The following is a 23,906-nucleotide window of genomic DNA, read 5'->3' on the forward strand; positions in this document are numbered from 1 at the left end:
GCTTTCATGCTTGATCAGCAAGGATTAAAAGCTGACTTTAACTCCCAGATTAGCGCTGCGCGGCTTGCCAGGGCGATAGCCATAAGGCTTAGAGGCGACTTCGTACTCCTCCGCCAGCAGATTATCGATGGTGGCGTACAGCAACACATCCTGCAGAGCACGATAACGCACCGACAAATCCATCAGGGTATAGGCATCGATGCGGGCGGAGTCTGGGATACTGCCAGTTCCTGGGGTATCACGCATGTCGCTTTGATACAGCAACGACAAACTTAACGCCAGTGGTCCACGTTCAATGCCGGCCTGGGCATTGATGCGGTGCTTGGGCAGATACGCCAGCTCTTCACCGGCTTTAATATTGTTGTTGCGATCACCAAACACACCGCTGTCATCAGCAAAATTGGCATCAAATTCACCGTGAGAGTAGGTGTAAGTTAACGCCAGTGGAATAATGTGCGCACCGGCAAACAGCTGCTTATTCCAGCTGGCTTCAGCGCCATAGACCTGAGCTGCTCCGGCGTTTAATTGGCTATCGACCACAGAGTTATCACAACCGTTGGAGAAACTGCAGGTGCCGGTCAACTCTTTATAATCGTTAAAGAAAGCAATCAGCTCGGCCTGACCAAAATCTCCCTGATAACGGCTACCCAGTTCGTAGTTGATGCTCTCTTCCGGGTCGGTTTCACCCTCTTTGCCCGGCGTCGTGGCGCTATAGCCTTTGTACACACCAGCCAACACACCGACCGTCTCAGTCAGCTGTGAATACACACCCACACCGGGTAGCAATACCGATTCGTTGCTGTCGACCTTATCGGTTTTATCACCCGTGGTATTGTCGAAGCTGGTTTCTTCGGTATCGATTTGCTCTGATCGTAAACCTAAGCTTAAGGTGGTATCGCCCCAGCGAATATCATCCTGAACATACAAGGCCAACGCCTGTGCATTGCCTTCGTTATCCAGGGTATTGTGCACCTCACCGACCTTTGTCAGCTCGCCGCCTTGCAGCATGTCGTAGGCTGCTTCACTGTGCTGACGCTCAACCTGATCTAAGTGGTAGCGCAGCCCCACTTCAACATCGTGCTTAAGGCCAGCCAAGCTCAGCTGCAGATTCACCCGGCTTTGAATGCCTTGTGATACGTACTGACGATCATTGCTGCCGATCATCAACTGTTCGTTAACGTTGGCTGAGCTCTGCTCACCGGTCAGTACACGATAAAATTCACCGTTAATACCGCTGGGGTTTTTAAGCACGGTTTGCAACAAGGGACCATTGCCACCAAAGCCATTAATTTTGAACCAATCACGCTCAAAGGTATGGCGATAGACATCTGTGGTTAGGCTGTGCTCAGACCAGTTGAGCTGATGGGTTAAATGCAGAGTTTGATGGGTCCAATCCATGCGATCCAGCTGGCTAGCTGCGTAGCGGCGGTAAGGATCATCATCAAAATCGGCGCGGGTCAGGCCTAGGTACGTTTCGTCTGAGACCTCATCGGCGTAACCGGCTTTCAATACAAAGCGCTGAGCCAATTCACCGGGTAGGGTCCAGCTCAGCTTTAAATTGATGTCATTGCGCTCAAAGCCGGTATCACCCCCGCCATCGAGGTCTTTAAAGCCATCACTTTGCACGCGCAGACCTTCGAGCAAATAACCGAAATGCCCTGACTCCTGGCCGTACCAGCCATTGTAACGTTGAAAGTTATCACTGCCGTATTGCAGATCAAGCTCGCCAGCGGGCAAATAAGGAATAGCTCGACTGACCAGATTCACTGCACCACCAATGGTCGCCGGGCCATATTTAATCGCCGATGGGCCTTTAAACACTTCCACTGCCGTCATACGCGACACATTGGGGAAATAATAAGCCGCAGGTGCCGAATATGGCGCCGGGCCCGACAGCACACCGTCTTCCATTAGGGTGACTTTTTTACTGCGATCCGGGCTGGTGCCGCGCAAACCAATATTGGGGCGCAAGCCATAACCGTCTTCTTCTTGCAGATTAACGCCCGGCACAGCGGTCAAAATGCGATGAATATCCGTGTATTCAAAGTTTTCTAGTGCTTGCTGATCGATCAAGGTGGCAGAGCCGGGTTGCTTCAATACCTGGTCTTGTCCGCCGGTAATGTACACCTTGTCGAGATCGACCTCATTTTGTGCTGACGCAGCAACCGGCAACAACAACCCCATACCGACCGCAGCAGACCACCAATGCGACACAACCACACCTCTTTGCCTGTAAAAAATGGTGGCCAATTTAACCACAAAGGTTATTCGATATTAAGAATAATCACGGTTATCATTTGCACAATTTTGCTTCTGTTGTCGCAGTGAACTTGATGGTAACCAGCACGCTGAATGACGCGCTGGCCTGGCTGATGCAACCAGGTCAGCGTACTTTTTGGGCCTTTTGGCTCACCAGCGCCGTGATCGCACTGGGCTGGGCCGGTTGTCATTGGTCACAGCGCAAGCCGCTGTTAAGCCAATGGTTGAGTCGCGACTACTGGTGGCATCCATCGGCACGCCAAGACTATGGGCTGCTGGCCATCAATAGCGCACTGTTTACCCTCTTTGGTAGCGCCACCTTGCTGTTAATTATGCAACTGGCCAACCTCAGCTACGAAAGCTGGTCGTTACTGGCAGCCCCCGCAGCTCTGGCCCACTGGCACGGCCCCCAAAGCCTTCTCGCTTATGCCCTACTACTGATGTTGGTTGACGATTTTTGCCGTTACAGCCTGCACCGTGCTCTGCATAGTCGGCTACTGTGGCCTATTCACCGCTTACACCACAGCGCCACCGTATTAACACCCATTACCTTTTTGCGAGTGCACCCACTCGAAAAACTGCTGTATCAATGGCGTACTGCCTTAGTGCACGGTGGCCTTAGTGGCAGCTATTTTTTTGCTTTTGGCCAGCATGCTCAGCCTTGGTTAATCGCCGGTATCAGTGGTTCGGTATTGTTGTTTAATTTGCTCGGCGCTAACTTGCGCCATAGCCATATTGCGCTGCGTTATGGCCGCCTGGAACGTATCTTTATTAGCCCGGCGCAACATCAGTTTCATCACAGCCTGCAAGGCAGCCGAAGCAACTACGGCTCTTGGCTGGCCATTTGGGATGTGCTGTTTGGCAGCTGGCAAAGTGGTGCACGCCAAGCACCGTTGCCTAACCATCGCAGCGGATTGATGGCGCAATTATTGTTAAAACAAACTCAATGACCATGAGCCCTTTATGACCCTGAGCCGACGTCAATTTTTGCAGTTATCTAGCACCACGTTGGCGCTAGCAGCAGCGGCAAGCAGTGGCTTTGCCCTAGCACCGAATAGTCAGCGCTTATTGGTGTCTGGCTATCGCGACCAGGCCACCGAAACTCAGTTTGGTATTCTGGTGCTCGATCACCAAGGCGCCATAGTGGCCGACTTTGCCGTGCCAGAACGGGTGCATATGGCCGATTTGGTGCCGCAGCAACGCAGTGTGTTAGTCAACTCGCGGGTGCCAGGCGCACCGCTTCGACGCTACGATTTTTCCGGTCGTTTGCAAGCCAGCTTGCCGCTACCCGATGGCTTGCATTTAGAAGGCCACGCCGTTTTTTCGGCCGATGGCCAAGTGTTGTATGCCAGTGCCAGTGACTATCGCCGTGGTGAAGGGCGGTTATTAATCGTCGATGCCAATACTTTGCAACTGCTGGACATCTGGCCAACGGGCGGCGTTGGCCCACATGAATTAGTGAGGCAAGGCGATGATTTGTATTTGGCCAACACCGGCGTACGCACCCACCCAGATAGCGGCCGCAAAGCGCTTAATATCGATAGCATGCAATCTGAACTGGTAAAGCTTGATGGCAATAATGGCGAGCTATTGCACCGTTGGGCCTCGCCGCGTCAGGCGTTAAGCGCGCGACATCTGGATATATTGGCCAATGGCAAAGTGCTGGTCGGCTGTCAGTATCAGCGCGCCAATGAACGTCCGCCCTGTGTTGCCCTAGCGACGCCAGACAACGAACAGCTGCAATTGCTGGAGCAAGACAACGACTGGCTGCACTGGGATATGCAGGGTTATACCGCCAGTGTGCGGGCTTTTTCACCTGACTCAGCACACGCCGATGCGGCCTTGATTAGCAACCCCAGAGGGCATTTGCTCAGTCACTGGCAGGGAGCAATTCCTGCCGTGCAACACACTCAAGCCATGCCCTATGCCAAGGGTATTGCATTGCTCGGCAATCAAGGTTGGATCAGCGCTGGTGCCGGAGAGTTGTGGCATTGGCATAACAACGCGCTGACACAGCTAACCAAGTCGGTAAAAACAGGTATCTGGTGGGAGAATCACTTGCACGGTCGTATTGTTTAGCCCTGCAGTGCGTGCACAACATCACAAAGTCAGCTGTTTTTTGCCCACACAGGCTGCACTGCAGCAACCATCGGCATAACCTGATAAATAAGTCTGATAAATGATCAGCTCACTGTCAGGAGAAAGCGCTATGACCCCGTTACGCCTCGCCCTATTGTTAGCCATCACCACCCCACTCACCCTGGTCGGCTGCGGCGGTGGTTCCGGTGGCTCCAGTGATTCAGATACCAGTACCGACAGTGGTAACGGCAACAATAGTGGAGACAGCGGCTCAAGCGGTGGTGACTCTGGCGGCGATAGCAGCTCAGGAGATAGCAATTCAGGCGCAGGAAGCGTCGCGGGTGATGGCTTGGGCGAATTTTCCCTCGATATCACGGACGCTCCTGTCGATGACGCCAGCAAGGTCATCGTTGAGTTTACCGGCGTCAGTATTAAGCCTGCTGAAGGTGAGGCCCTGCGTTTTGATTTTCCAGCGCCCATAGCCATTGATCTGCTTAGCCTGCAAGGCAGTAGCTCAGCCGAACTGTTAGACGCTGTCGAAGTGCCTGCCGGCGACTATGAATGGGTGCGGTTAGAAGCCAATGCCAGCCTTGACGAAAACCTCGACTCTTATGTCGAAATGAAAGACGGCAGTCAGGAAGAACTATGGCTGCCGGGTAATAATCCTGAGCTCAAACTGGTGTCGGGTTTTACTGTGCCCGATACCGGCAGCGCCGACTTCACCGTTGATTTTGATTTGCGCAAATCCCTTAACAGCAACCCTGGTCGCGGCGGCGTGATGATGAAGCCCGTCATGCGTTTGGTGAGCAATGAAACCGCACGAGAAATTGAAGGCCAAGTTGCCGGCGAACTGATTGCTGCGCAATGTGCCGATGCCTCTTTGGATGATGGCGCTGTCTATGTGTTCTCAGGCGAAGCAACACCCCAAGATTTACAAGGTAACGATGGTGACCCGGTACTGACCGCCCTGGTTAATGCCAAGGAAGACAAATACACATTTGAACTAGGCTTTTTAGAACCGGGCACCTACACCCTGAGTTATACCTGTGATGCCAGCAGCGATGATCCTGAAGCGGCTGACGAATTAACCTTTGCTGGAACAGAGGTAGTCAATATCGAAGCTGGTGATGCCGAGTTTATTCTCGACGGCAGTGAAGATGACAGCAATGTCGGTCATGAAGACGATGATGAAGGCACAGATGACGATAGTAGCTCGGAGGACGGCAGCAGCGACGACTCTAGTTCAGACGATGAAGACCCAAGCACGGACGATGGCAATACGAGCTCAGATGATGATTCCAGTTCAGAAGATTCCAGCACAGACGATGGCGCTTCCGCGGATGGCGATAGCAGTGATGACAGTAACAGTGATGGCAGTGGTGAAGAAAACAATGACTCCAGCACCGACGGTGGCAGTAGTGCAGGTTAAAAAAACAATATCCGCGACATAAAAAAAGGGCACCCATTCGGTGCCCTTTTTATTTCGATTTTAATCGCCATCAGCCTCGGCATCACTGGGCACGGTTAAGCCCAAGTTTAATGCCATTTGACCTTTTAGATCATCGGTAAAGACTTTGATTTTACTGTCGAGCGCACACAGCTCAGCAACATCACTGCCGCTGCTCGTGGCATCGGCATTGATGCAAACATCAACATCGTTATCCGAGTTGTCTGCCGCTGCCGTAGTGACGATATCACGCATGCTGGCATTTAAGCCGTTAGCGCCATCAATTGCGGTTTGCAAAGAACTCAACATGTTATTGGCAAGGTCAGCTTGACCGGCCGCCACTAAATAAGCGGCAAAACCACCGTTATTACCTTTGCCAGCAGACATCAATGCCATCGCGCCTTCAAGATTGGCGGCTATGGCTTGTGCATTAATATCCGTAAACGCCAGCTCCAGCTTATCGGCCTCAAATACGTCATTTGCGGTTTCGGGCAGGACAGTTTTTTGCAGCTTTTCGCCTTTAGTCTGGTTATAGACGTAAAACAAGGCTTCAAATATTTGCTGCGCTGCCGCCTGGCCACCTGGAGTTGTGGCGGGCTCATAGTTGCCCAAATCAAAGCTCATATTAGCGACGTTGGTACGCATCGATTCAACCGCAGCCTGGGCAAAAGCACACCGTTTAGCAGCATCGGCGGCGGCCTCTGGCGCATCACTGCAACTGGCCAGCGGCGCATCAGCAAACAGTACGTATTCAACGGCAGGCAGGCCACGCAATTGTGGTGTCGTGCTGGCAAAGTTACCTGAAGCTATAACACCGTCCATATTGCAGGTTTTATTAACGCTTAGCGGCCAGCTATAAAACGCATTACGGTATTCTTTGACAGGGCCAAACTGCATCACTTCCAGCTTTTGCCAGCTCAGCATGGCTTGCTTCCAGCTTTGCTGCGCAGCTAAGCGTGCCGTTGCTTGCTGATCACCACCGATCGCACTGCAATAGGTATTGGTTTGCTGCTGCAAATTAGCCAACTCAGTCGAAAACTGTTCAGCGGCTTGGTACTGCACCTGATCCAGGTCAGCCAACACTTGAGCGCAGTTAAAGCCATCAGTGTTCAGGCCCGTGCAAGCATCGGTGCCATTACCACTATCACTGCCAGAAGAAGAACCTCCGCCGCCGCAGGCAGATAACACCAGCGCCGAAGACAATAAAGTTAAAGCCGACTTTTTCATCATAAAAAACTCCGCACAAAAACGACAAAAGGGCCGCCCGCAAGCGGACGACCCCGTGTTTAAATCATTCGATGATCCGATGGCTTACCATTGACTCACATCGCCATCAAAGTCGTAAACATCCGCCAGCAAATCACGCGCTTGCGTCAGCGCTTGCTGATAAGCCTCCACGTCACCACCGGCTAAGACGGGTGCTTGACCGAGCAATACATGCAACTGCGTTAACTCATCCAACTCAATTTCGGCAATGGGGTTAAATTGCAGCGCAAGAGCAAAACCTTTCATTTCGCTCCAATGTTTAGCGTGCTTATCGAAGCTGTAATCGTCGCCTTCGATCTTCGCCATGTCGGCTAACGTCGAATTAATGTAGTGAATCACATTAGCCGCAAAGATTTCTTCCCAGGTCTCGATAATAATCTCAGCCTGCTCCACCAACTCAGCATGGTAGCCTTCGCCAGCCACTGGGTCCGTGCCATAGTTGTTCACAATGATTTGGCGGCCTTTTAGGTAGGCATCCATGATTTTTTTGCTGCTATCCCAACCTTCGATGCTGGCATCACGCTTATTGGCATACTGTGCCATAGCAAAGGTGTATTCAGCCGTTAAATCAATCTGGCCATCGCCATTGCTGTCGTTATCTTTTTGCGCTTTTAGCTCAGCATCGCTGTAGTTGTTGTAATCACGCGCCGCACCAAAATAACCAAAGCCTTCGTCCCACTGATGTTCCAACGAGGTATACGGCTTGCTGCCGTCTTTATCACCGGCACTATTTTGCTTGAGCAGGCCTTTATCGGCTTTTAAATAATCATTAGCGGTTTGCGAAAATGATACGGCGCCGAGTAGAAATTTTTGAATTAACTGTTGGTAATCCAGACCCGTCGCAGAAACATACACCATACCCTGATGTTCAGGGTTGGCGGCCTGAGCGGCAATGGCCGCAAACCAGCTTTGTAACAGTGCATCCGGCTTGGCGTTGTCGCTATCGGCAGAGATATCCCAGCCAACAAATTCCGCCATCGCCAGGGCATTATCTATGCCCGCCATTTTACTGGAGAGATGTTTGTCACTGCTCAGATCGGCGTATCCGTTTTGCAGCAACGAACCTGCGGTTAAAGAAACGCCGACCGGCGTTTCTTCCAGCGCCAGGGTATAGGCGTTTTGCGAGGTTAAATTATAGGTTTGGCCATCGGGTGTACTGGTACCGACCTGGTAGATTAAATTGAGCTTATCCAATACCGCTTGTTGAACCGAATCATTGCTGCCCAACTCAGACGTCAGCAAGGGGCTGCCAATCAAGGTTTTTAATTCATTGATCAGCACATTACGCGCTACCTGACCACCGTAAGAAACGGACGACTCACCAGCAGTTACCTGGCTATCAAAGGTATAAGTTGTGGGGGCGTTAACATTGTTTTTGTTATCACTGTCTTTATCGTCACTACCACAAGCCGCCAATAGGATGGCGGCCGATAACACAGATAAGCCTTTAATCGCTTGCATAGTGTTGTTGCCTTAAAATTTGAAGGGTTAAAAATTAGGTGAGCAGATACTAGCAAAAGACAAATACAATGAAAACGATTCTCAATCTGTGATAGTTTGTAGGGTTATGTTTCGTTTAACGCCTATATTCCGTACACAACAAACAGCCACAAAAAAGCCCGATCAATGATCGGGCTTTTTCATACCGTGGCGCTTATTCAGCAGGAGCTGCTTCTTCCAGCAAAGGCTTCAATTCACCTTTTTGATGCATGTCGGTAATGATGTCACAGCCACCGACCAGCTCACCTTTTACCCACAACTGCGGGAAGGTTGGCCAGTTGGCGTACTTAGGCAAGTTGGCGCGAATATCTGGATTCGACAGCACGTCAACATAAGCAAACTTTTGGCCGCATTCCATTACCGCTTGCACGGTTTGAGCAGAAAAGCCGCACATAGGCTGGTTGGGGGAGCCTTTCATGTACAGCAGAATGTCGTTGTTTTCGATCTGGTCTTTGATAACGTCCATTATTTCCATGGTGCTCTCTCAGTCTTAGCTCAAGGATTTGTCGCGCAGTTTATCACAGCCGGTCGAATACCCGACAGCCGTAGTAGGCTACTCATCGTTCAGTTCCGCCCCAAAACCACCGGCACCGGGCGTATGTATACACAAGGTGTCTCCTGCCTCTAACTGCATGCCATCACATCCCGATAAACGCTGTAGCTGACCCGCTCGGCGCAACACAAAGTTATGCCCGACCTTGCCATGATTGCCGCCCGCCAACCCGTGGGGCGCCACCTGGCGACGACCGCTGATGATATTGGCCTGCATCGGCTGTAAAAAACGAATATGTCGCTCTACCCCGTCGCCACCGCGAAACTGACCTGCCCCGCCCGACAAACGGCGAATATGGAACCAATCCAGCACCACAGGAAAACGCTGCTCCAGAACTTCCGGATCGGTCAGGCGTGAATTGGTCATATGTGAATGCATGGCACTGACGCCATCACCCAAGGCACTGGCACCCGTGCCACCGCACAAGGTTTCGTAATACTGATACTGAGCGTCACCAAAGGTGATGTTGTTATTGGTGCCCTGGCTGGCCGCCATGAGATTCAGTGCACCCATGACTGCATCTACTAAATACTGTGCCGTTTCGACATTGCCCGACACCACGGCTGCCGGATATTCAGGGGCCACCATGGAGGTCTTAGGCACCAGGATTTCCAGTGGTCGGAAAAAACCAGCATTAAGAGGAATGGGCTTATTGACCAGCACACGAAAGCTGTACAGCACCGCTGCATGGACCACCGAAGTCGGGGCATTAAAGTTACCAGGATGCTGTAACTGCTGCGGCCGATAGCCAGTACCACTAAAATCCACCCGCGCACGACCTTGCTGTTGATCGACCTGAATGGCCACCTGGATACGGCTACCATCGTCCATATCGCAGTGGAATTGACCGCTGGGTAATGTCTTTAACGCCTGCGACAAAATCTCAGCCGCATTGTCCTGTACATGGCCCATATATGCCTGCACTACGTCTTCGCCGTAGTGCTGACACAATTGTATAAGTCGCTGTGCACCGGTTTCACAAGCCGCCAGTTGCGCCGCCAAATCAGCCAAGTTTTGCTCAGGATTGCGTGCCGGATAAGGGGCATTGGCCAGCGCCGCCCGAATAGTGCCTGCCTGTAACTGACCGTCTCGCATCAACACTAGGTTATCCAGCAGCACCCCTTCTTGTTCGATATGGCTTGAATCAGCCGGCATCGAGCCAGGGCTGATGCCACCAACATCGGCATGATGACCGCGTGCGGCGACATAAAATGCAGGCCTTTTGCCGGCATTAAACACGGGTTTCACCACGGTAATATCGGGCAGATGAGTGCCGCCGTTATAGGGTGTGTTGAGCACAAAAGCATCGCCAGGGCGCATATCGCGATGGCCTTGCATCACCACCCGAATGCTGTCGCTCATCGAGCCCAAATGCACAGGAATGTGCGGCGCATTGGCCACCAGATTGCCGTGCTGATCAAACACCGCGCAGGAAAAATCCAGTCGCTCTTTAATATTTACACTGCTGGCGGTCTGCTCCAGCACCTGGCCCATCTGCTCGGCAACGGCCATAAAGGTGTGATTGAACAGCTCTAGCCTTAGTGGGTCACGCTGACACCCGAGTCGTCGCTGAATATGACCTTGCTGCTGTTGCAGCAACAATGCTCCGCTCGGCAAGACGTGCAGCTGCCAGCCCGGGTCCACCACAATCGTGGAGGTCGCTTCGGTAATCATTAGTGGACCAGCCAGTTGCTCACCAACAGCAAGGCTGGAGCGCGAGCGCACAGCGACCTGCTGCCATTCACCGTCAGCATACATGTTAATGCTGCCACTACTGGTATCGACGCCACGACTAAGACCAGTGTCATCAGACGCCTGCGCCAAGGCTGACGGTGTACGCTCTCCCCAGACACATTCGAGCTGCACGGCATCCAAAACGATGGGCTGATCTGCATTAACAAAGCCATACAGCTGCTTGTGCTGGTATTCAAACTGCTGCTGCATAGCTTCGGGAGAAGCAAAACTGACTAATAACGGCGTGTCGGATTGCTGATAACGCAGGTATACCCGGCGTTGTTGCTGGGCTTTCTTATCGCAGTCATCACGCTGACAGTATTGCTGCCACAAGGGGGCAAACAGCGGCTCCAGTTGCTGCTCACTGAAGTCCAACAAACGCTGCCCTACCGCTGCTTCCGCCAACCAGCGTTGCTCCGCCAAGCCAATGCCGTATGCCGACAATACGCCGGCCATGGGGTGTAAATACACCTGGCGCATGGCTAACGCTTGGGCAACCTGACAAGCATGCTGACCGCCGGCACCGCCAAAGGCATTAAGCACATAGCTTTCAAGATCGTAGCCGCGCTGAGTCGATATCTGACTGATGGCGGCAGCCATATTGTCGACTGCCACGGTGAGAAAAGCCTGGGCCAGTTGCTCTGCACTAAAGGCTTGCCCACTGCTGTTACTGACCTCTAACGCCAACTGTTCAAACTGCAGGCGAACGCCATCCAAATCGAGCATTTGATCCTGCTGAGGGCCAAAGATCGCCGGAAAATGCTCTGCCTGTATGCGCCCTAATAACAAGTTGCAGTCAGTAATGGTCAGTGGACCACCATGGCGATAACAGGCAGGGCCAGGGTAGGCTCCGGCCGATTGTGGCCCGACCTGCAAACGGCCATCGCAAAACTGCACGATGGAGCCACCACCGGCAGCGACGGTGTGTACTTGGGTCATCGGTGCGCGCAGCCTGACACCGGCCAGCTCGGTTTCCTGCTGGCGTTCTAACTCACCGGCAAAATGGCTGACATCGGTCGATGTACCGCCCATATCGAAACCAATAAGGTGGCTAAAACCATCGGCTTTGGCGCTATTAACCATCCCCACAACACCGCCTGCAGGGCCCGACAGCACTGCGTCTTTGCCGGCAAAATGCTGTGCAGTGGTCAATCCGCCGTTGGACTGCATAAAGTGCCACTGCACCGTGGGTAACGCCGTTGTGAGCTGTTGCAGGTAACGCTTGAGCACCGGTGATAAATACGCATCGGCAACGGTGGTTGAGCCGCGCGCCACCATTTTTATCAGAGGGCTAACTTCATGGCTTAGAGATACTTGCTCAAAACCTATGCGGCGTGCCAGTTCGCCTATTTGCTGCTCGTGTTGCGGGTATTTATAGCTATGCATCAAACACACGGCGATGGCGCGATAGCCCTGTTGATACGCTTCTTGCAGTTGTAACCAGCAAGCTTCTTGATCCAATGACAGTTCAATAGTGCCATCGGCCAATACCCGCTCAGGCACCTCATATACTTCGCTATACAGCAGCTGTGGCGCTTGGGTGTGCAGTGCAAAAATATCCGGCCTTGCCTGATAGCCAATGTGTAATTGATCGCGCAACCCCTGAGAAAGCAGCAATACCGTCGGCTGTCCACGTCGCTCCAATAAAGCATTGGTCGCCACCGTGGTGCCCATGCGCACTTCTTCAATGTGATCCGTTAGCTGAGGGTGCGATGCTTGCAGCCTGCAAATGCCTTCAACGGCGGCATCGGCATAGTGCTCTGGATTATCAGACAACAGCTTATAACTCAGCAGCTGCTGATCAGGAGTCTGTGCCACCAGATCGGTAAAGGTTCCACCTCGGTCGATCCAGAAACGCCAGCCAGGTCCACCTTCGGTTGGCGGTAAAGACGTGGGGTCAGACATGTCGCACCCTTATTCCATAACAGGTGCGACAGTGTATCAGATTGCCAAACAGTGACCTGCTTAGGGCATATGAGCAACGTAAGCCGCGACTTCCTTCAACTGTTGCTCATCGAGGTTCTTAATCACCGACACCATGGGCGAGTCACGACGATCAGGGTCATTGTGCAAAAACTTCAACAGTGTGGTTTCCATAAACTCAAATGGCTGGCCAGCAATGCGTGGATAAGTCACGCTGCCGTGACCACTTTTACCATGGCAGGCAAAACACATGGAGTTATAGATACGCTCACCTTCGGCCGTTGGCGGCACAGGCTGCTGGCGCACAATCACATCGAGATCGGCGTAATACAAGGCGATGGCAATGCGATCTTGTGGTGATAAGTGCTTCGCCAGTTTGCTCATGACATAGTCCTGGCGCTGACCGTTGGCAAACTTCTCAAACTGGGTAAACAAATAAGCAGCGTTTTGACTGGCCAAATTGGGAATGTAATCGCGGGTACTATTACCGTCACGGCCATGACAGCGAAAACACAGTTGCGCTCGCTCCTCACCATTACTGATGGCAGCCTGACGTTGCTTGGGGTCTTGCTCGATAACGGCCATTTCCTGCAGCAGCTGCTCAACCGATTCCGCATGCAGCGGTAGCGCCAGCATTGCCAGCGTCCAGGTCGCCAGCAGTTTTAGCTGACGAAATAAGGAAGTTCTGTTCATGATGTCGTTTCGTAAATCCGTTGCTGATGGGATGCGAAATAGTCTGATGGCTGCGCTTCACTGTGCAGCGCGGCCACATTACGATGATTGCCCAGGTGGGCCAAGAGGCGGGACAAGACAAGGTCAAAAAATCGACACCAAAGCTGACATGTATCAATAGCCCTGTGATCGAGAAAAAACGCTTTGTGACTGTTGTAATGGCCTATGTCCGAATAGCTCGGTCAAAACTAAAAAGTTAAAGCCAGCATTATCCCAAGCCGCTGTGCGCCATAGCTCCTCTGGCACCATTGCGGTACACTGCCAAATCTTTTTTAACCTCCCAAAAAACAGATCACCATGATGCAAGAGACCTATCAACCGCAGGAAATTGAAGCCACTGTGCAACAGCAGTGGGAAGAGAACCAGGTATTTAAGGCTGTCGTCGACACCAATAAAGAAAAGTTCTACTGCCTATCCATGTTTCCTTATCCCAGCGGTCGACTACACATGGGTCACGTGCGTAACTACACCATTGGTGATGTGATCTCCCGCTACCAGCGTATGCAGGGCAAAAACGTCATGCAGCCAATGGGATGGGATGCTTTTGGTTTGCCGGCAGAAAACGCCGCCATCAAAAACAATACCGCGCCCGGCAAATGGACCGATGAAAACATCGCTTACATGAAAGGCCAGCTAAAATCGTTGGGCTTTGGTTATGACTGGAGCCGCGAACTGGCGACCTGCAAACCTGAGTATTACCGTTGGGAGCAGTGGTTCTTCACTCAGCTGGTCGAAAAAGGCCTGGCCTACAAAAAAGTGTCGGCAGTGAACTGGTGTCCGCACGATAAAACCGTATTGGCCAATGAGCAGGTAATCGACAACTGCTGCTGGCGCTGCGACACCCCGATTGAGCGCAAAGAAATTCCACAGTGGTTTATTCGCATCACCGACTATGCCGAAGAATTGCTGAATGACCTGGAGCAACTGGAAGGCTGGCCTGAGCAAGTGGTAGCCATGCAGCGCAACTGGATTGGCAAGAGCCAGGGCGTTGAGTTGCATTTTGGCGTTAAAAAAGAAGGTCAAGAGCAGGGCCGTGAAGAATCACTTGAGGTGTACACCACTCGTCCGGATACCCTAATGGGTGTTAGCTACGTGGCTGTCGCCGCCGGTCACCCGCTGGCCGCCGAAGCTGCCCAAGGCAATGCAGAGCTGGCCGCATTTATCGAAGAGTGCAAAAAAGGCGGTACCGCTGAGGCGGACATTGCCACCATGGAGAAAAAAGGCATCGCCACCGGTATGACGGCGATCCACCCAATCTCAGGCAAAGAAGTGCCGATTTGGGTCGCCAACTTTGTACTGATGGATTACGGCACCGGCGCTGTGATGGCCGTGCCCGCCCACGATCAGCGTGACTTTGAATTTGCGCAAAAATACGGTTTGGACATCAACCAGGTGATCGAAACACCTGCCGACTTTGACCTGTCAGCCGAGGCCTACACCGAAAAAGGCAAGCTGGTGAACTCGGGTGAGTTTGACGGTCTGGAATTTGATGCCGCCTTTGACGCCATCGCCAAATGGTTAACCGATGCCGGTAAAGGCCAGGTAAAAACCAACTACCGCCTGCGCGATTGGGGCGTTAGCCGCCAGCGTTATTGGGGCACCCCTGTGCCTATGATCAACAAAGCCAACGGCGAGCAAGTTCCGACGCCTGCAGACATGCTGCCGGTTGAACTGCCGACCGATGTGGTCATGGACGGCGTTAACAGCCCGATTAAAAATAACCCAGCATTCGAAAACATCGAATTTGAAGGTGAAGCCGCATTCCGCGAAACCGATACCTTCGACACCTTTATGGAATCGTCCTGGTATTACGCTCGCTACTGCTCGCCGTGGGACGACAGCCAGATGGTGGATCCGACCGAGGCCGATTACTGGCTGCCAGTGGATCAATATGTCGGTGGCATTGAACACGCCATTTTGCACCTGTTGTACGCGCGTTTCTTCCACAAGCTGATGCGTGACGTTGGCCTGGTGAAGGGCGATGAGCCCTTTGCTAGCCTGCTGTGCCAGGGCATGGTGCTGGCCGATGCGTTCAGCTACCAAAACGACAAAGGCGGCAAAGAATACGTGGCGCCGAAAGATGTTGAAGCTGAGCGCGACGACAAAGGCCGCTTGGTCAAAGCCCTGTGGAATGGCAAAGAGCTGAAGCACGAGGGCATGATTAAAATGTCCAAGTCGAAAAACAACGGCGTGGACCCGCAAGAAGCCATCGACATTTACGGCGCCGACACCGTGCGTTTGTACACCATGTTCGCCGCGCCCCCAGAGCAAACCCTGGAGTGGTCAGAAAACGGCGTTCAAGGCGCACAGAAGTTCCTGCAACGTGTATGGCGCTTGGCCCATGAGCTGGTCAGCAATGGTTTGCCGGCAGCCGTTGATACTGCAGCCCTGAGCAAAGACGAAAAAGACGTACGCCGTAAAGTGCATGAAACCATTGCCAAGGTCAGTGACGACGTTGGCCGTCGTTACCACTTTAATACCGGTATCGCCGCCATCATGGAGCTGATGAACACCTTGCAAAAGGCCGATCGCAGCCAGGATCAAGGCGCCGCTGTGGTGTACGAAGGTCTGCAGGCCACAGTGCGTATGCTAAGCCCGATTGCGCCGCATATCTGCCAGGTCATCTGGCAAGCCTTTGGCCAATCAGGTCTGGTATTGGATGCCGACTGGCCCGCTGTTGATAAAGATGCGTTGGTAAAAGACAGCATTCAGCTGGTGGTGCAGGTTAACGGTAAGGTGCGCGCCAAACTGGAGGCCTCAGCCAGCGCCAGCAAAGACGAGCTGGAAGCCATGGCCATGGCCGACGACGCGGTGCAAAAGCAGATCGATGGCAAAACCGTGCGCAAGGTGATTGTGGTACCTGGCAAGCTGGTGAATATCGTTGCGAACTAAAGCACTAACCGCCGTCCTGATGGCAGCCAGCCTGATATTATCAGGCTGCGGCTGGCAGCTGCGTGGTAGCACCGAGCTGCCCTCGGCCTTGCAAATCATGCATCTGCACAGCCAGGCAGGGGCACGCTTTGATCAGCAATTGCGCTTGCAGTTGCAGTTCAGCGGCGTGCTACTAACCGCCAGTGCCAGTGATGCTCCGGTGCAGCTGCTGGTCGCTGCCCCAGAGATCGAACGCCGTGAACTGTCTGTCGGCAGTGATGGCCAAGTATCGGAATACGAGCTGAATGGGCGCTTAAGTGCGACCTTAGTTCGCAATAGCAGCGATAGCACTATCGAATACCAACTCGAAGCACGACGCATCTTTGCCAATGACATCAATAACGTTACTGGTACCAACAATACCGAGCGCGCTCAGCGTCAGGCGTTGATTGAAGACCTGGCCAGTCAATTAATGCGCCGTCTGCAGTTTACTCAGCTCAACACCCCATGAAGCTGCGCCAGGACCAATTGCAGGATCACCTCAATAAGGGCTTGGCCAGCTGCTATCTGGTTTCCGGTGACGATCCTTTATTGGTGATGGAAGCCTGCGACGCCATTCGCGCCAAAGCACACCAGCAAGGTATCGAGGAACGCCAGCTATTTCATGCCGAAGCCGGCTTTGACTGGATAGCTCTGCGCGAAGAAGCCAACGCCATGTCGCTGTTTGCCTCACGCCGGGTGTTGGAAGTGCGCGTTGGCAATGGCAAACCCTCGGATAAAGGCGAAAGTTTACAGGCCTTAGCCGAGCACCCAAACCCGGACAACCTGTTACTCGTGGTCATGCCCAGGCTGGACGCCAAAACACAGCGAACCAGCTGGTTCAAAGCCTTAGACCAAGCCGGTGTGTTTCTGCCGATCTGGCCAATCGAACGAGCTCAGTACTCAGGCTGGCTGCAACGCCGTTTACATGCCGCAGGTCTGCACGCTGACCCCGGTGCTCTGGCGGCGCTGGCTCAGCAAACCGAAGGCAACCTATTGGCTGCGGTACAAGAGATTGAAAAACTGCGACTGCTCGGCACCGCACAGATTACCGAAGAGATCATCGCCGACGCCATTGGCGATAGTTCGCGCTTTGATGCCTTTGGCTTGGCAGACGCCTGCTTGGAAGGCAATCTTGTCCACAGTTGTCGCATGCTCACCCACCTTCACAGCGAAGGGGTCGATGCCATCATGATTGTTGGCGCCTTGAATCGCAAAATACGCCAACTGATCTCTCTTCACGGCCAGTCAGGCCAGCAATTGAGCGCTGCCTTCAAACAACAAAACGTCTGGCCAAGACAACAAGGGCCTTATAAAAAAGCCCTGCAAAGACTGACCTTGCGACAGTTATATGACGCTCTGCGTCTCTCCAATAAGACCGATAACGCCATTAAAGGCAGCGGTGACGATCCTTGGCTATTACTGTCAGAATTGGTCAGTCTGCTCTGTATTGGCGTAGTGGTGGGCAGTTAACGCCGAAGCTGCAGGCTAGTTCACAGACCTCGTTGGTCGACCCACCTATACTTAACACTGATCAGCGATTATCCAGAACTGACAAATAGCGTCAGTTCCCGACATAGGTCAGCAACGGCCATAGAAATTGTTTTATTTTCGCTTAACATACACCCATGCCGAACTCGAGCCATGAGCAGGCATCTAAGAAGCAACTAGAGGCTGGTTATGAATACTGCAGTACAACAGAAGAATTCTGATCTGGTCTGGGATCTTGATAAGCTCCACCAGCATCAGCGCGCCATTGATTTCATCAAGCTATTTGAAAACCGCTTTTGTGTGTTTTCAACGTCAGTGCGCCAGTTGTACACCAACTACAGTATTTTCTTCCCGGAAGAAGTAAACCGTCAGATGGTTATTCTGCCGGATCCATATGCCTTCCACGACACCTTTAGCCACCTTACTCGCGAAGCCGTGCACCCGACTGGTCTGCATGTGATTCCGGGCAACTTGATTGGCAAAAAAGGCCTGTACCTGGTGATTTCGCACAAAAACAAAAAAGTGCGCTCTGTGCCAATTCCGTTCCAGGAAGGCATCCGCCAGATTCTGCGCCGCTCCAACTCAGATGACCCGTTCTTGCCTGTGCTGATGAAGGGTGACTTGCGCGAGTTCAACGAGAAACTGCCTTGCTTGCACTTGCATCGTCTGCGCCTGAGCGAATTGACCAGCTTGTCATCGCTGGAGCAGGACAGTATTCGCAGCATTATTACCGATAAATTGATGGGCTTGTATCAAGAAGCTGGCAGCTTCAGCATCGCCTGAGCAGGGGTCAATCGCCCTGCTCAGCCCGATAGAAGCGCCGCACCAAGCGGCTTAACCCTTGGCGCCAGGCTTTGGGTTGAATGCCAAAGGTATGGAATAACAATGTATGGTTGCTCTGCGGAGCCCAGATTGACGGCATAATGCCCCCCTCCCGCGAACGCAAATCCGTTTGACTCAAATCCTCGTACTGACTGGCTTCAGCTAACAAAGCCTCAGCAAATGCGTACGACGATACCGGCTCCACACCGCCAAAGTGATAGGTTCCCCAAAGACCATCGACGCAAAAGCTTTGCTTCAGCATAGCGAGCAGCACTTCAGCAATATCGTCAGCCGGAGTGGGATTGAACGGTCGTTGCATATCAAACTCGAGCAAGGATTGTGAGCGCATGCGATTTAGCCACTCACTGGCATAGTCGCCGCCCTGTAGCGAAAAACCCTGGGCTTGACGCAAAATCAGGTGGCGCGGATTTTCCTGTGCTTTCTGCTCCAGCTGCAGCAGGGTCTGCGCTAGCTCCGAATCGTCGAAGGCATCGTCACTTTCGCGGTAGCTAGTGTCGACGGCGGCCTTGTATACCGACATCGACGATACCAGTAATACTGGCATATCTTCTTGTTGGGCCAGATCGAGCCAATAGGGAATATGTTCCAGATCATCGCTGCGCCACATCGACGGTAACAACACCAACACCGGCATAGCACCCGTGGCAGGCAAGCGTTCACGCGACTCCAACGACAGACCTTTGTAAAAATAATCCTGCTGCTGCAGTAAGCGAATCAGGTGCTGCCCGACCGGCCGATCGGCTCCTGCGACTAAGGGGCTGAATCCAGTATTGACCAAGAGAATCATCCATTTGCTGATAAGCGTTTGCAGCGATTATGCCACCAGTCGCAGTGACTGACAGCCTGCTTCATCCAGATCGAGTAGCAGGCAACAAAGTATTTACCTGCCAAGCTCTTTTGGGTACTTTCGTACCACAGAATAAATATGAGAATGGACACAATGCAACGATCATGCTTAGCCATCGCCCTGTCTTTGGCCGCCTCCTCCGGCTGGTCTCAGGGCTATTATGTCGATGAACAATCCGCTTTACGCTTGGGCAATGCCTTCTCCGGCGGCGCGGCTTCTGGGAGCGACGCATCCACCGCGTATTACAACCCGGCAGCCATGCTACTCGTAGGTGATGAAATCGCCATCAATCTCGCTGGTATTTCGGTACAGTCTGAGTTCGACGGCGACGCAACCACCGCCGACGGCAGCGTGCCCATTCAGGGAAAATCTGCCAAAGCGGATAATTTTGACCTGCTGCCCACCTTCTACGCAGTTCAACAAATCCGTGACGGCATGGCCGCCGGACTTTATCTGAATGCTCCGTACGCAACGGGCACCGACTTTGGTAAAGGGTCGCTATCGCGCTACCAGGTGAGTGAAAGCAATATTACCGGCATCGACTTAGGACTGGCGCTGGGCTTCTCAGCAACCTCGTCACTCGATCTCGGCCTCAGCATGATCATTCAATACGTCAGCGCAAAAAATGTCGTCGCTATCAATACTCCAGCCTTGTGCCTGGGCGAACTGGATGCCGCCAGTTGTGCCGCCTTGGGCATTAACGCCAGCGAACTCGGCAGCGATACCCTGGACGGTGAATTTGAAATGCAGGGCGATAATACCGCCGTGGGCTTTTCCACCGGCGCCCTCTATCACCTGTCAGACAACGCCCGCCTGGGCTTGCACTATCGCAGCCGCATCGCCCATGAACTCAGTGGCACTGCCAAAGTCAGCTTTCCTGAGGCCAGTGCCACCTTTGTATCTTTAGCCGGCTTAAACAACGTCAATGCCGCTGGTACCACTCAAATTGTCACCCCAGAAGTGGTCAACCTGAGCTATTTCCAGCAACAGGGCGACTGGTCCTGGCAGGCGGATCTGTCATGGACTAACTGGTCACGCTACCAAGAGCTGGCCATCGACAGCCGCAACAGCACAGTAGCGGCGCTCACCGAAACACCGCAAGAATACGATTGGAATGCCTCCTATCGCTTTGCAGCCGGTGTCGACTATCAGCTGTCACCAGCGCTGCAACTGCGCACAGGTTTTGCCTACGATCAGTCTCCCATCGACGATGACCGAGTCACGGTCGACTTTGGTTTTGCCGACTATCGAGCGATTTCCGTTGGCCTCAGCTACGTCGTTAGCGAGCAGCTCACCCTAGATCTCGGCTTTCAGCATACGTTGCAGCAGCAGCGCGATATCGATCAGAACAACTTGATGACTGCAGGTGCTCGCCTTAATGGCGAGATGACCACGGACGTTAACTCCATGGCCGCTGGCTTGCGCTGGACGATGTAATGCCACAAGCTGGTGGCCATTTTTCGTGGAGCCCCAGCCGATGGTTATTCCCTGCGACGAGCAACTGTGGCAGGCGGCAGTCAATCAACCCAACAATGGGTTGGTGACTGCCTTTCGTGCGCAAAGTGCGCAAGCACTGCACGCCGTGCCGTTTGAACACTCGACCCTGATGATTGTGCTGCGCGGCGAGAAGCAGTTACACGGCCCAGGCCATAACAGCGTAGCGGCAGGCCAGATGCTAATGGTACCGGCCGGCACTGAGCTGACCTTCACCAACCACCCACAACCGACCTACGGCTATCGCGCGCTGATTTTGGCCTTTGATGCCGAACAGCTGATGCATCTGCCCACCGCTGCAGTTAGTCATCAGCCGCAAATCAGCACCCACGATCCCTTGTTATTGCAGTTAATCGCTCAGTGGCTGCAACTACCGGCCCAATCAAACTGGCTGGCCCATAGGCGCAGGGAAATCCTCGATCGTCTACTGCAGCTCGGCTTTGCCGCCCAACTTCAAGCCGGACACAGTTTGCAGTGGCGGCACAAGTTACAACGCTTGGTACAACAGGACTTATCCCACGACTGGACGTTAGAGGCGGTTTGCCAGGCACTGGCCATCAGCGAATCAAGCCTTAGACGTAAACTCAAGGCAGAAGGTGCTGGCTTTCGCCCACTGTTGGAGCAATGGCGCCTGGTGCACGGGCTTAACTTGCTGCAAACGACACATCACCCCATTCAACAACTGGCACTGGAATGTGGCTACCAATCCGCCTCGCGTTTTGCTGAACGTTTTCGCCAGCGTTTTGGCATGACCCCCCAAGCGCTGCGCCACAGCCTGTCAGATTGACCGTTTGCGGCGACTCGCCGAACGTTTGCGCATCTTGCGACAAACACCGCTTGCGTACACTGCAGCCTCCGTTATCCGCAATGGAGAAAAATATGAAAGCCTTCACCTTGGTGGCCTTAAGCGCTGTGCTGGCAACCAGCCAAGCCGCAGCTGAGTTAACGTTAAGCAGCACTGATATCCGTGCCGGACACTCGCTGAGCAAAGCACAGGAATTTGATGGTTTTGGCTGCAATGGCAGTAATGCATCGCCACAGCTGAGCTGGACAGGTGTGCCCGCAGGCACTCGCAGTCTGGCCATCACCCTCTACGATCCCGATGCGCCCACCGGCAGTGGCTGGTGGCACTGGCTGGTGTATAACCTGCCTGCGGATCTGCAGCAGCTGCCAAGCGCAGCCAGTGGTAGCGATAATATGCCAGCCAGCGCAATAGAAAGCCGAACCGATTATGGCAGTCTAGGGTTTGGCGGTGCTTGCCCGCCCGCTGGCGATAAGCCGCATCGTTATCAGTTGACGTTGTTTGCCTTGGACGTCGAGGCACTGCCCTTGTCAGCCGATACGCCAGCCGCACAAGTCGGTTATTACCTCAATGCCCACGCATTAGAAACCGCCAGCCTCGAAGGCCTTTATCAGCGCTGATCGCTGAGTGCCAACCGCGCCAGCTCGTTTTGATTGCGCAATGCGTCTGACTTGCTGGCGAACAACTGCACATCGTTCAGGGTAATCAGCAAGACATAATCATCGCTCAAGCCCACATAACCGGCGCGATGTCGCTGGATAAAGCCATCGTCTTGTACTGACAAGCGCACGCCTTCAGGCAGAGCAACGCTGCTCAGCAGGCCATTGCCAAGAGCATCCTGAACAGCATCAGCGCGACTGTACAACGCCAACGCATCACTGCTGACTGCCAGAACCTGGCCATTAATCAGGTGTGCCAAGTCAACAGGCTCACCATTGGTCAGCTGTGTGCGCTCTATGTGCGCAATCAAGTCTGAACTGTTCTCTAGCAGCATGGGCCTCTCCGCTGTTCACTTAGGTTACTCGCTGGCAACAGTATACCCAGCGGCTGGCGCCGGACAAAGATTGTCAAAAACTAACTATTCGATTTAGTTTATTGATTTCAACAATAGGAGCCATCACAGCATACTGGCCCCGACTTCAACGAAAGGCCGCCCGGAGTGCCCTTTCTAGCACATTGTTTTAGGAGCTATACATGTCTGAATTGATCAACAAAGAAGGTCAAACTGTTCCATCTGTCACCTGGCCGACCCGCGTCGGTGACGAATGGGTCAACGTCCAAAGTGACGATATTTTTAAAGGCCGCACTGTGGTGCTGTTTTCTCTGCCAGGTGCTTTTACACCGACTTGCTCCAGCACGCACTTGCCACGCTACAACGAACTGGCGCCCGTATTTAAGGCCAATGGTGTGGATGAAATTGTCTGCGTCAGCGTCAACGATACCTTTGTAATGAACGCTTGGGCGGCAGACCAAGAAGCCGAGAACATTCGCATGATTGCTGATGGTAACGGCGAGTTTACCGATGGCATGGGCATGCTGGTCGACAAAGCTGACCTGTGTTTTGGCAAGCGCAGCTGGCGCTACAGCATGCTGGTGAAAGATGGCGTGGTAGAAAAGATGTTTATCGAGCCACAAAAGCCAGGCGACCCCTTTGAAGTGTCTGACGCCGACACCATGCTGAACTACATCAATGCCGAGGCCGAGCTGCCACAATCGGCAGCGGTGTTTACCAAGCCAGGTTGCCCGTTCTGCGCACGCGCTAAAGACGAATTGAAGCAAGCGGGCATTCAGTTCGAAGAAATTGTGTTGGGTCGCGATGCCAGTACCACCTCGCTGCGAGCTATTACCGGCCGTGAAACCGTACCTCAGGTGTACATAGGCAATCAGCTGATTGGGGGTAGCGAAGAGCTGTCTGCATTTTTGTCGGCGTAAATACTGAACTATTAAATTGATCAATTCCCCTTGCCCGGCTGCTGTTGAGTAGCCGGGCTTTTTTGTATGGTAGGCATCGCATAACTAACCGGAG

Annotated in this window: 19 protein-coding genes; 11 read left to right on the top strand and 8 right to left on the bottom strand. The window is 53.1% G+C overall.

Annotation, left to right across the window (positions count from 1 at the left end; genetic code table 11):
- Positions 1 to 24: 24 nt before the first annotated feature.
- Positions 25 to 2,214 carry a TonB-dependent receptor family protein gene (locus tag AC55FS_RS17860; RefSeq protein ID WP_496933651.1) on the bottom strand — a complete coding sequence of 730 codons (2,190 nt, stop codon included), beginning with the start codon at positions 2,212 to 2,214 and terminating at the stop codon, positions 25 to 27.
- 119 nt (positions 2,215 to 2,333) lie between these two features.
- Here AC55FS_RS17860 and AC55FS_RS17865 point away from each other — a divergent pair, with 119 nt between their 5' ends.
- The 3 genes from AC55FS_RS17865 (at position 2,334) to AC55FS_RS17875 (ending at position 5,767) form a co-directional block, all read left to right on the top strand.
- On the top strand, positions 2,334 to 3,209 hold the full coding sequence (locus AC55FS_RS17865) for a sterol desaturase family protein (RefSeq protein ID WP_496935989.1): 876 nt from the start codon (positions 2,334 to 2,336) through the stop codon (positions 3,207 to 3,209).
- Between the two features lie 13 nt (positions 3,210 to 3,222).
- Positions 3,223 to 4,338: a DUF1513 domain-containing protein gene (locus tag AC55FS_RS17870; protein ID WP_496933652.1), complete on the top strand. Its 1,116-nt coding sequence runs from the start codon at positions 3,223 to 3,225 to the stop codon at positions 4,336 to 4,338.
- Positions 4,339 to 4,468: 130 nt separating this feature from the next.
- Positions 4,469 to 5,767 (top strand): DUF4382 domain-containing protein, encoded by a 1,299-nt coding sequence (locus AC55FS_RS17875; RefSeq protein ID WP_496933653.1) that lies wholly within the window; start codon positions 4,469 to 4,471, stop codon positions 5,765 to 5,767.
- A 60-nt stretch (positions 5,768 to 5,827) separates the two neighbouring features.
- Here AC55FS_RS17875 and AC55FS_RS17880 read toward each other — a convergent pair whose 3' ends face one another.
- The 5 genes from AC55FS_RS17880 to AC55FS_RS17900 all read right to left on the bottom strand — a co-directional run bounded on the left by AC55FS_RS17880 (position 5,828) and on the right by AC55FS_RS17900 (position 13,454).
- On the bottom strand, positions 5,828 to 7,015 hold the full coding sequence (locus AC55FS_RS17880) for an imelysin family protein (protein WP_496933654.1): 1,188 nt from the start codon (positions 7,013 to 7,015) through the stop codon (positions 5,828 to 5,830).
- An 81-nt stretch (positions 7,016 to 7,096) separates the two neighbouring features.
- Positions 7,097 to 8,512 (bottom strand): DUF4856 domain-containing protein, encoded by a 1,416-nt coding sequence (locus AC55FS_RS17885; protein ID WP_496933655.1) that lies wholly within the window; start codon positions 8,510 to 8,512, stop codon positions 7,097 to 7,099.
- Positions 8,513 to 8,705: 193 nt separating this feature from the next.
- Positions 8,706 to 9,026 carry a Grx4 family monothiol glutaredoxin gene (grxD, locus tag AC55FS_RS17890; protein ID WP_189388420.1) on the bottom strand — a complete coding sequence of 107 codons (321 nt, stop codon included), beginning with the start codon at positions 9,024 to 9,026 and terminating at the stop codon, positions 8,706 to 8,708.
- A gap of 78 nt (positions 9,027 to 9,104) precedes the next feature.
- The gene (locus tag AC55FS_RS17895) at positions 9,105 to 12,743 is read right to left on the bottom strand and encodes a hydantoinase B/oxoprolinase family protein (RefSeq protein ID WP_496933656.1); all 3,639 of its coding nucleotides are present in this window, start codon (positions 12,741 to 12,743) and stop codon (positions 9,105 to 9,107) included.
- A gap of 60 nt (positions 12,744 to 12,803) precedes the next feature.
- Positions 12,804 to 13,454, bottom strand: coding sequence for a c-type cytochrome (locus tag AC55FS_RS17900; protein WP_496933657.1), 651 nt, complete (start codon positions 13,452 to 13,454; stop codon positions 12,804 to 12,806).
- Positions 13,455 to 13,793: 339 nt separating this feature from the next.
- On the opposite strand from AC55FS_RS17900, the gene leuS reads away from it, so the two are divergent.
- The 4 genes from leuS to AC55FS_RS17920 all read left to right on the top strand — a co-directional run bounded on the left by leuS (position 13,794) and on the right by AC55FS_RS17920 (position 18,677).
- Positions 13,794 to 16,385 carry a leucine--tRNA ligase gene (gene leuS / locus AC55FS_RS17905; protein ID WP_496935990.1) on the top strand — a complete coding sequence of 864 codons (2,592 nt, stop codon included), beginning with the start codon at positions 13,794 to 13,796 and terminating at the stop codon, positions 16,383 to 16,385.
- Complete coding sequence (locus tag AC55FS_RS17910) at positions 16,375 to 16,875, top strand: LPS-assembly lipoprotein LptE (protein ID WP_496933658.1); 501 nt, start codon at positions 16,375 to 16,377, stop codon at positions 16,873 to 16,875. The genes leuS and AC55FS_RS17910 overlap by 11 nt, the downstream gene beginning before the upstream one ends.
- The gene (gene holA, locus AC55FS_RS17915) at positions 16,872 to 17,876 is read left to right on the top strand and encodes a DNA polymerase III subunit delta (protein WP_496933659.1); all 1,005 of its coding nucleotides are present in this window, start codon (positions 16,872 to 16,874) and stop codon (positions 17,874 to 17,876) included. The genes AC55FS_RS17910 and holA overlap by 4 nt, the downstream gene beginning before the upstream one ends.
- 207 nt (positions 17,877 to 18,083) lie before the next feature.
- Positions 18,084 to 18,677, top strand: a complete 594-nt coding sequence (locus tag AC55FS_RS17920; RefSeq protein ID WP_496933660.1) for a hypothetical protein — start codon at positions 18,084 to 18,086, stop codon at positions 18,675 to 18,677.
- Between the two features lie 7 nt (positions 18,678 to 18,684).
- Here AC55FS_RS17920 and AC55FS_RS17925 read toward each other — a convergent pair whose 3' ends face one another.
- Positions 18,685 to 19,524: a sugar nucleotide-binding protein gene (locus AC55FS_RS17925; protein ID WP_496933661.1), complete on the bottom strand. Its 840-nt coding sequence runs from the start codon at positions 19,522 to 19,524 to the stop codon at positions 18,685 to 18,687.
- Positions 19,525 to 19,677: 153 nt separating this feature from the next.
- Between AC55FS_RS17925 and AC55FS_RS17930 the strand changes: the two genes are divergently transcribed.
- From AC55FS_RS17930 to AC55FS_RS17940, 3 genes are all read left to right on the top strand, one after another.
- A complete protein-coding gene (locus AC55FS_RS17930) occupies positions 19,678 to 21,021 on the top strand; it encodes an OmpP1/FadL family transporter (protein WP_496933662.1) in 1,344 nt (447 codons plus the stop codon).
- Positions 21,022 to 21,061: 40 nt separating this feature from the next.
- Entirely contained in the window at positions 21,062 to 21,865 is an 804-nt protein-coding gene (locus tag AC55FS_RS17935) for a helix-turn-helix transcriptional regulator (protein WP_496933663.1), read from the top strand.
- Between the two features lie 92 nt (positions 21,866 to 21,957).
- Positions 21,958 to 22,500, top strand: a complete 543-nt coding sequence (locus AC55FS_RS17940) for a YbhB/YbcL family Raf kinase inhibitor-like protein (RefSeq protein ID WP_496933664.1) — start codon at positions 21,958 to 21,960, stop codon at positions 22,498 to 22,500.
- On the opposite strand, the gene AC55FS_RS17945 is transcribed toward AC55FS_RS17940, so the two are convergent.
- Positions 22,491 to 22,874: a hypothetical protein gene (locus tag AC55FS_RS17945; protein WP_496933665.1), complete on the bottom strand. Its 384-nt coding sequence runs from the start codon at positions 22,872 to 22,874 to the stop codon at positions 22,491 to 22,493. The two genes, AC55FS_RS17940 and AC55FS_RS17945, sit on opposite strands and share 10 nt — an antisense overlap.
- A gap of 200 nt (positions 22,875 to 23,074) precedes the next feature.
- Here AC55FS_RS17945 and AC55FS_RS17950 point away from each other — a divergent pair, with 200 nt between their 5' ends.
- Positions 23,075 to 23,812 (top strand): glutathione peroxidase, encoded by a 738-nt coding sequence (locus AC55FS_RS17950; RefSeq protein ID WP_496933666.1) that lies wholly within the window; start codon positions 23,075 to 23,077, stop codon positions 23,810 to 23,812.
- The last annotated feature ends 94 nt before the right edge of the window (positions 23,813 to 23,906 follow it).

Source organism: Bacterioplanes sp. CLAM21 (genome assembly GCF_059641015.1).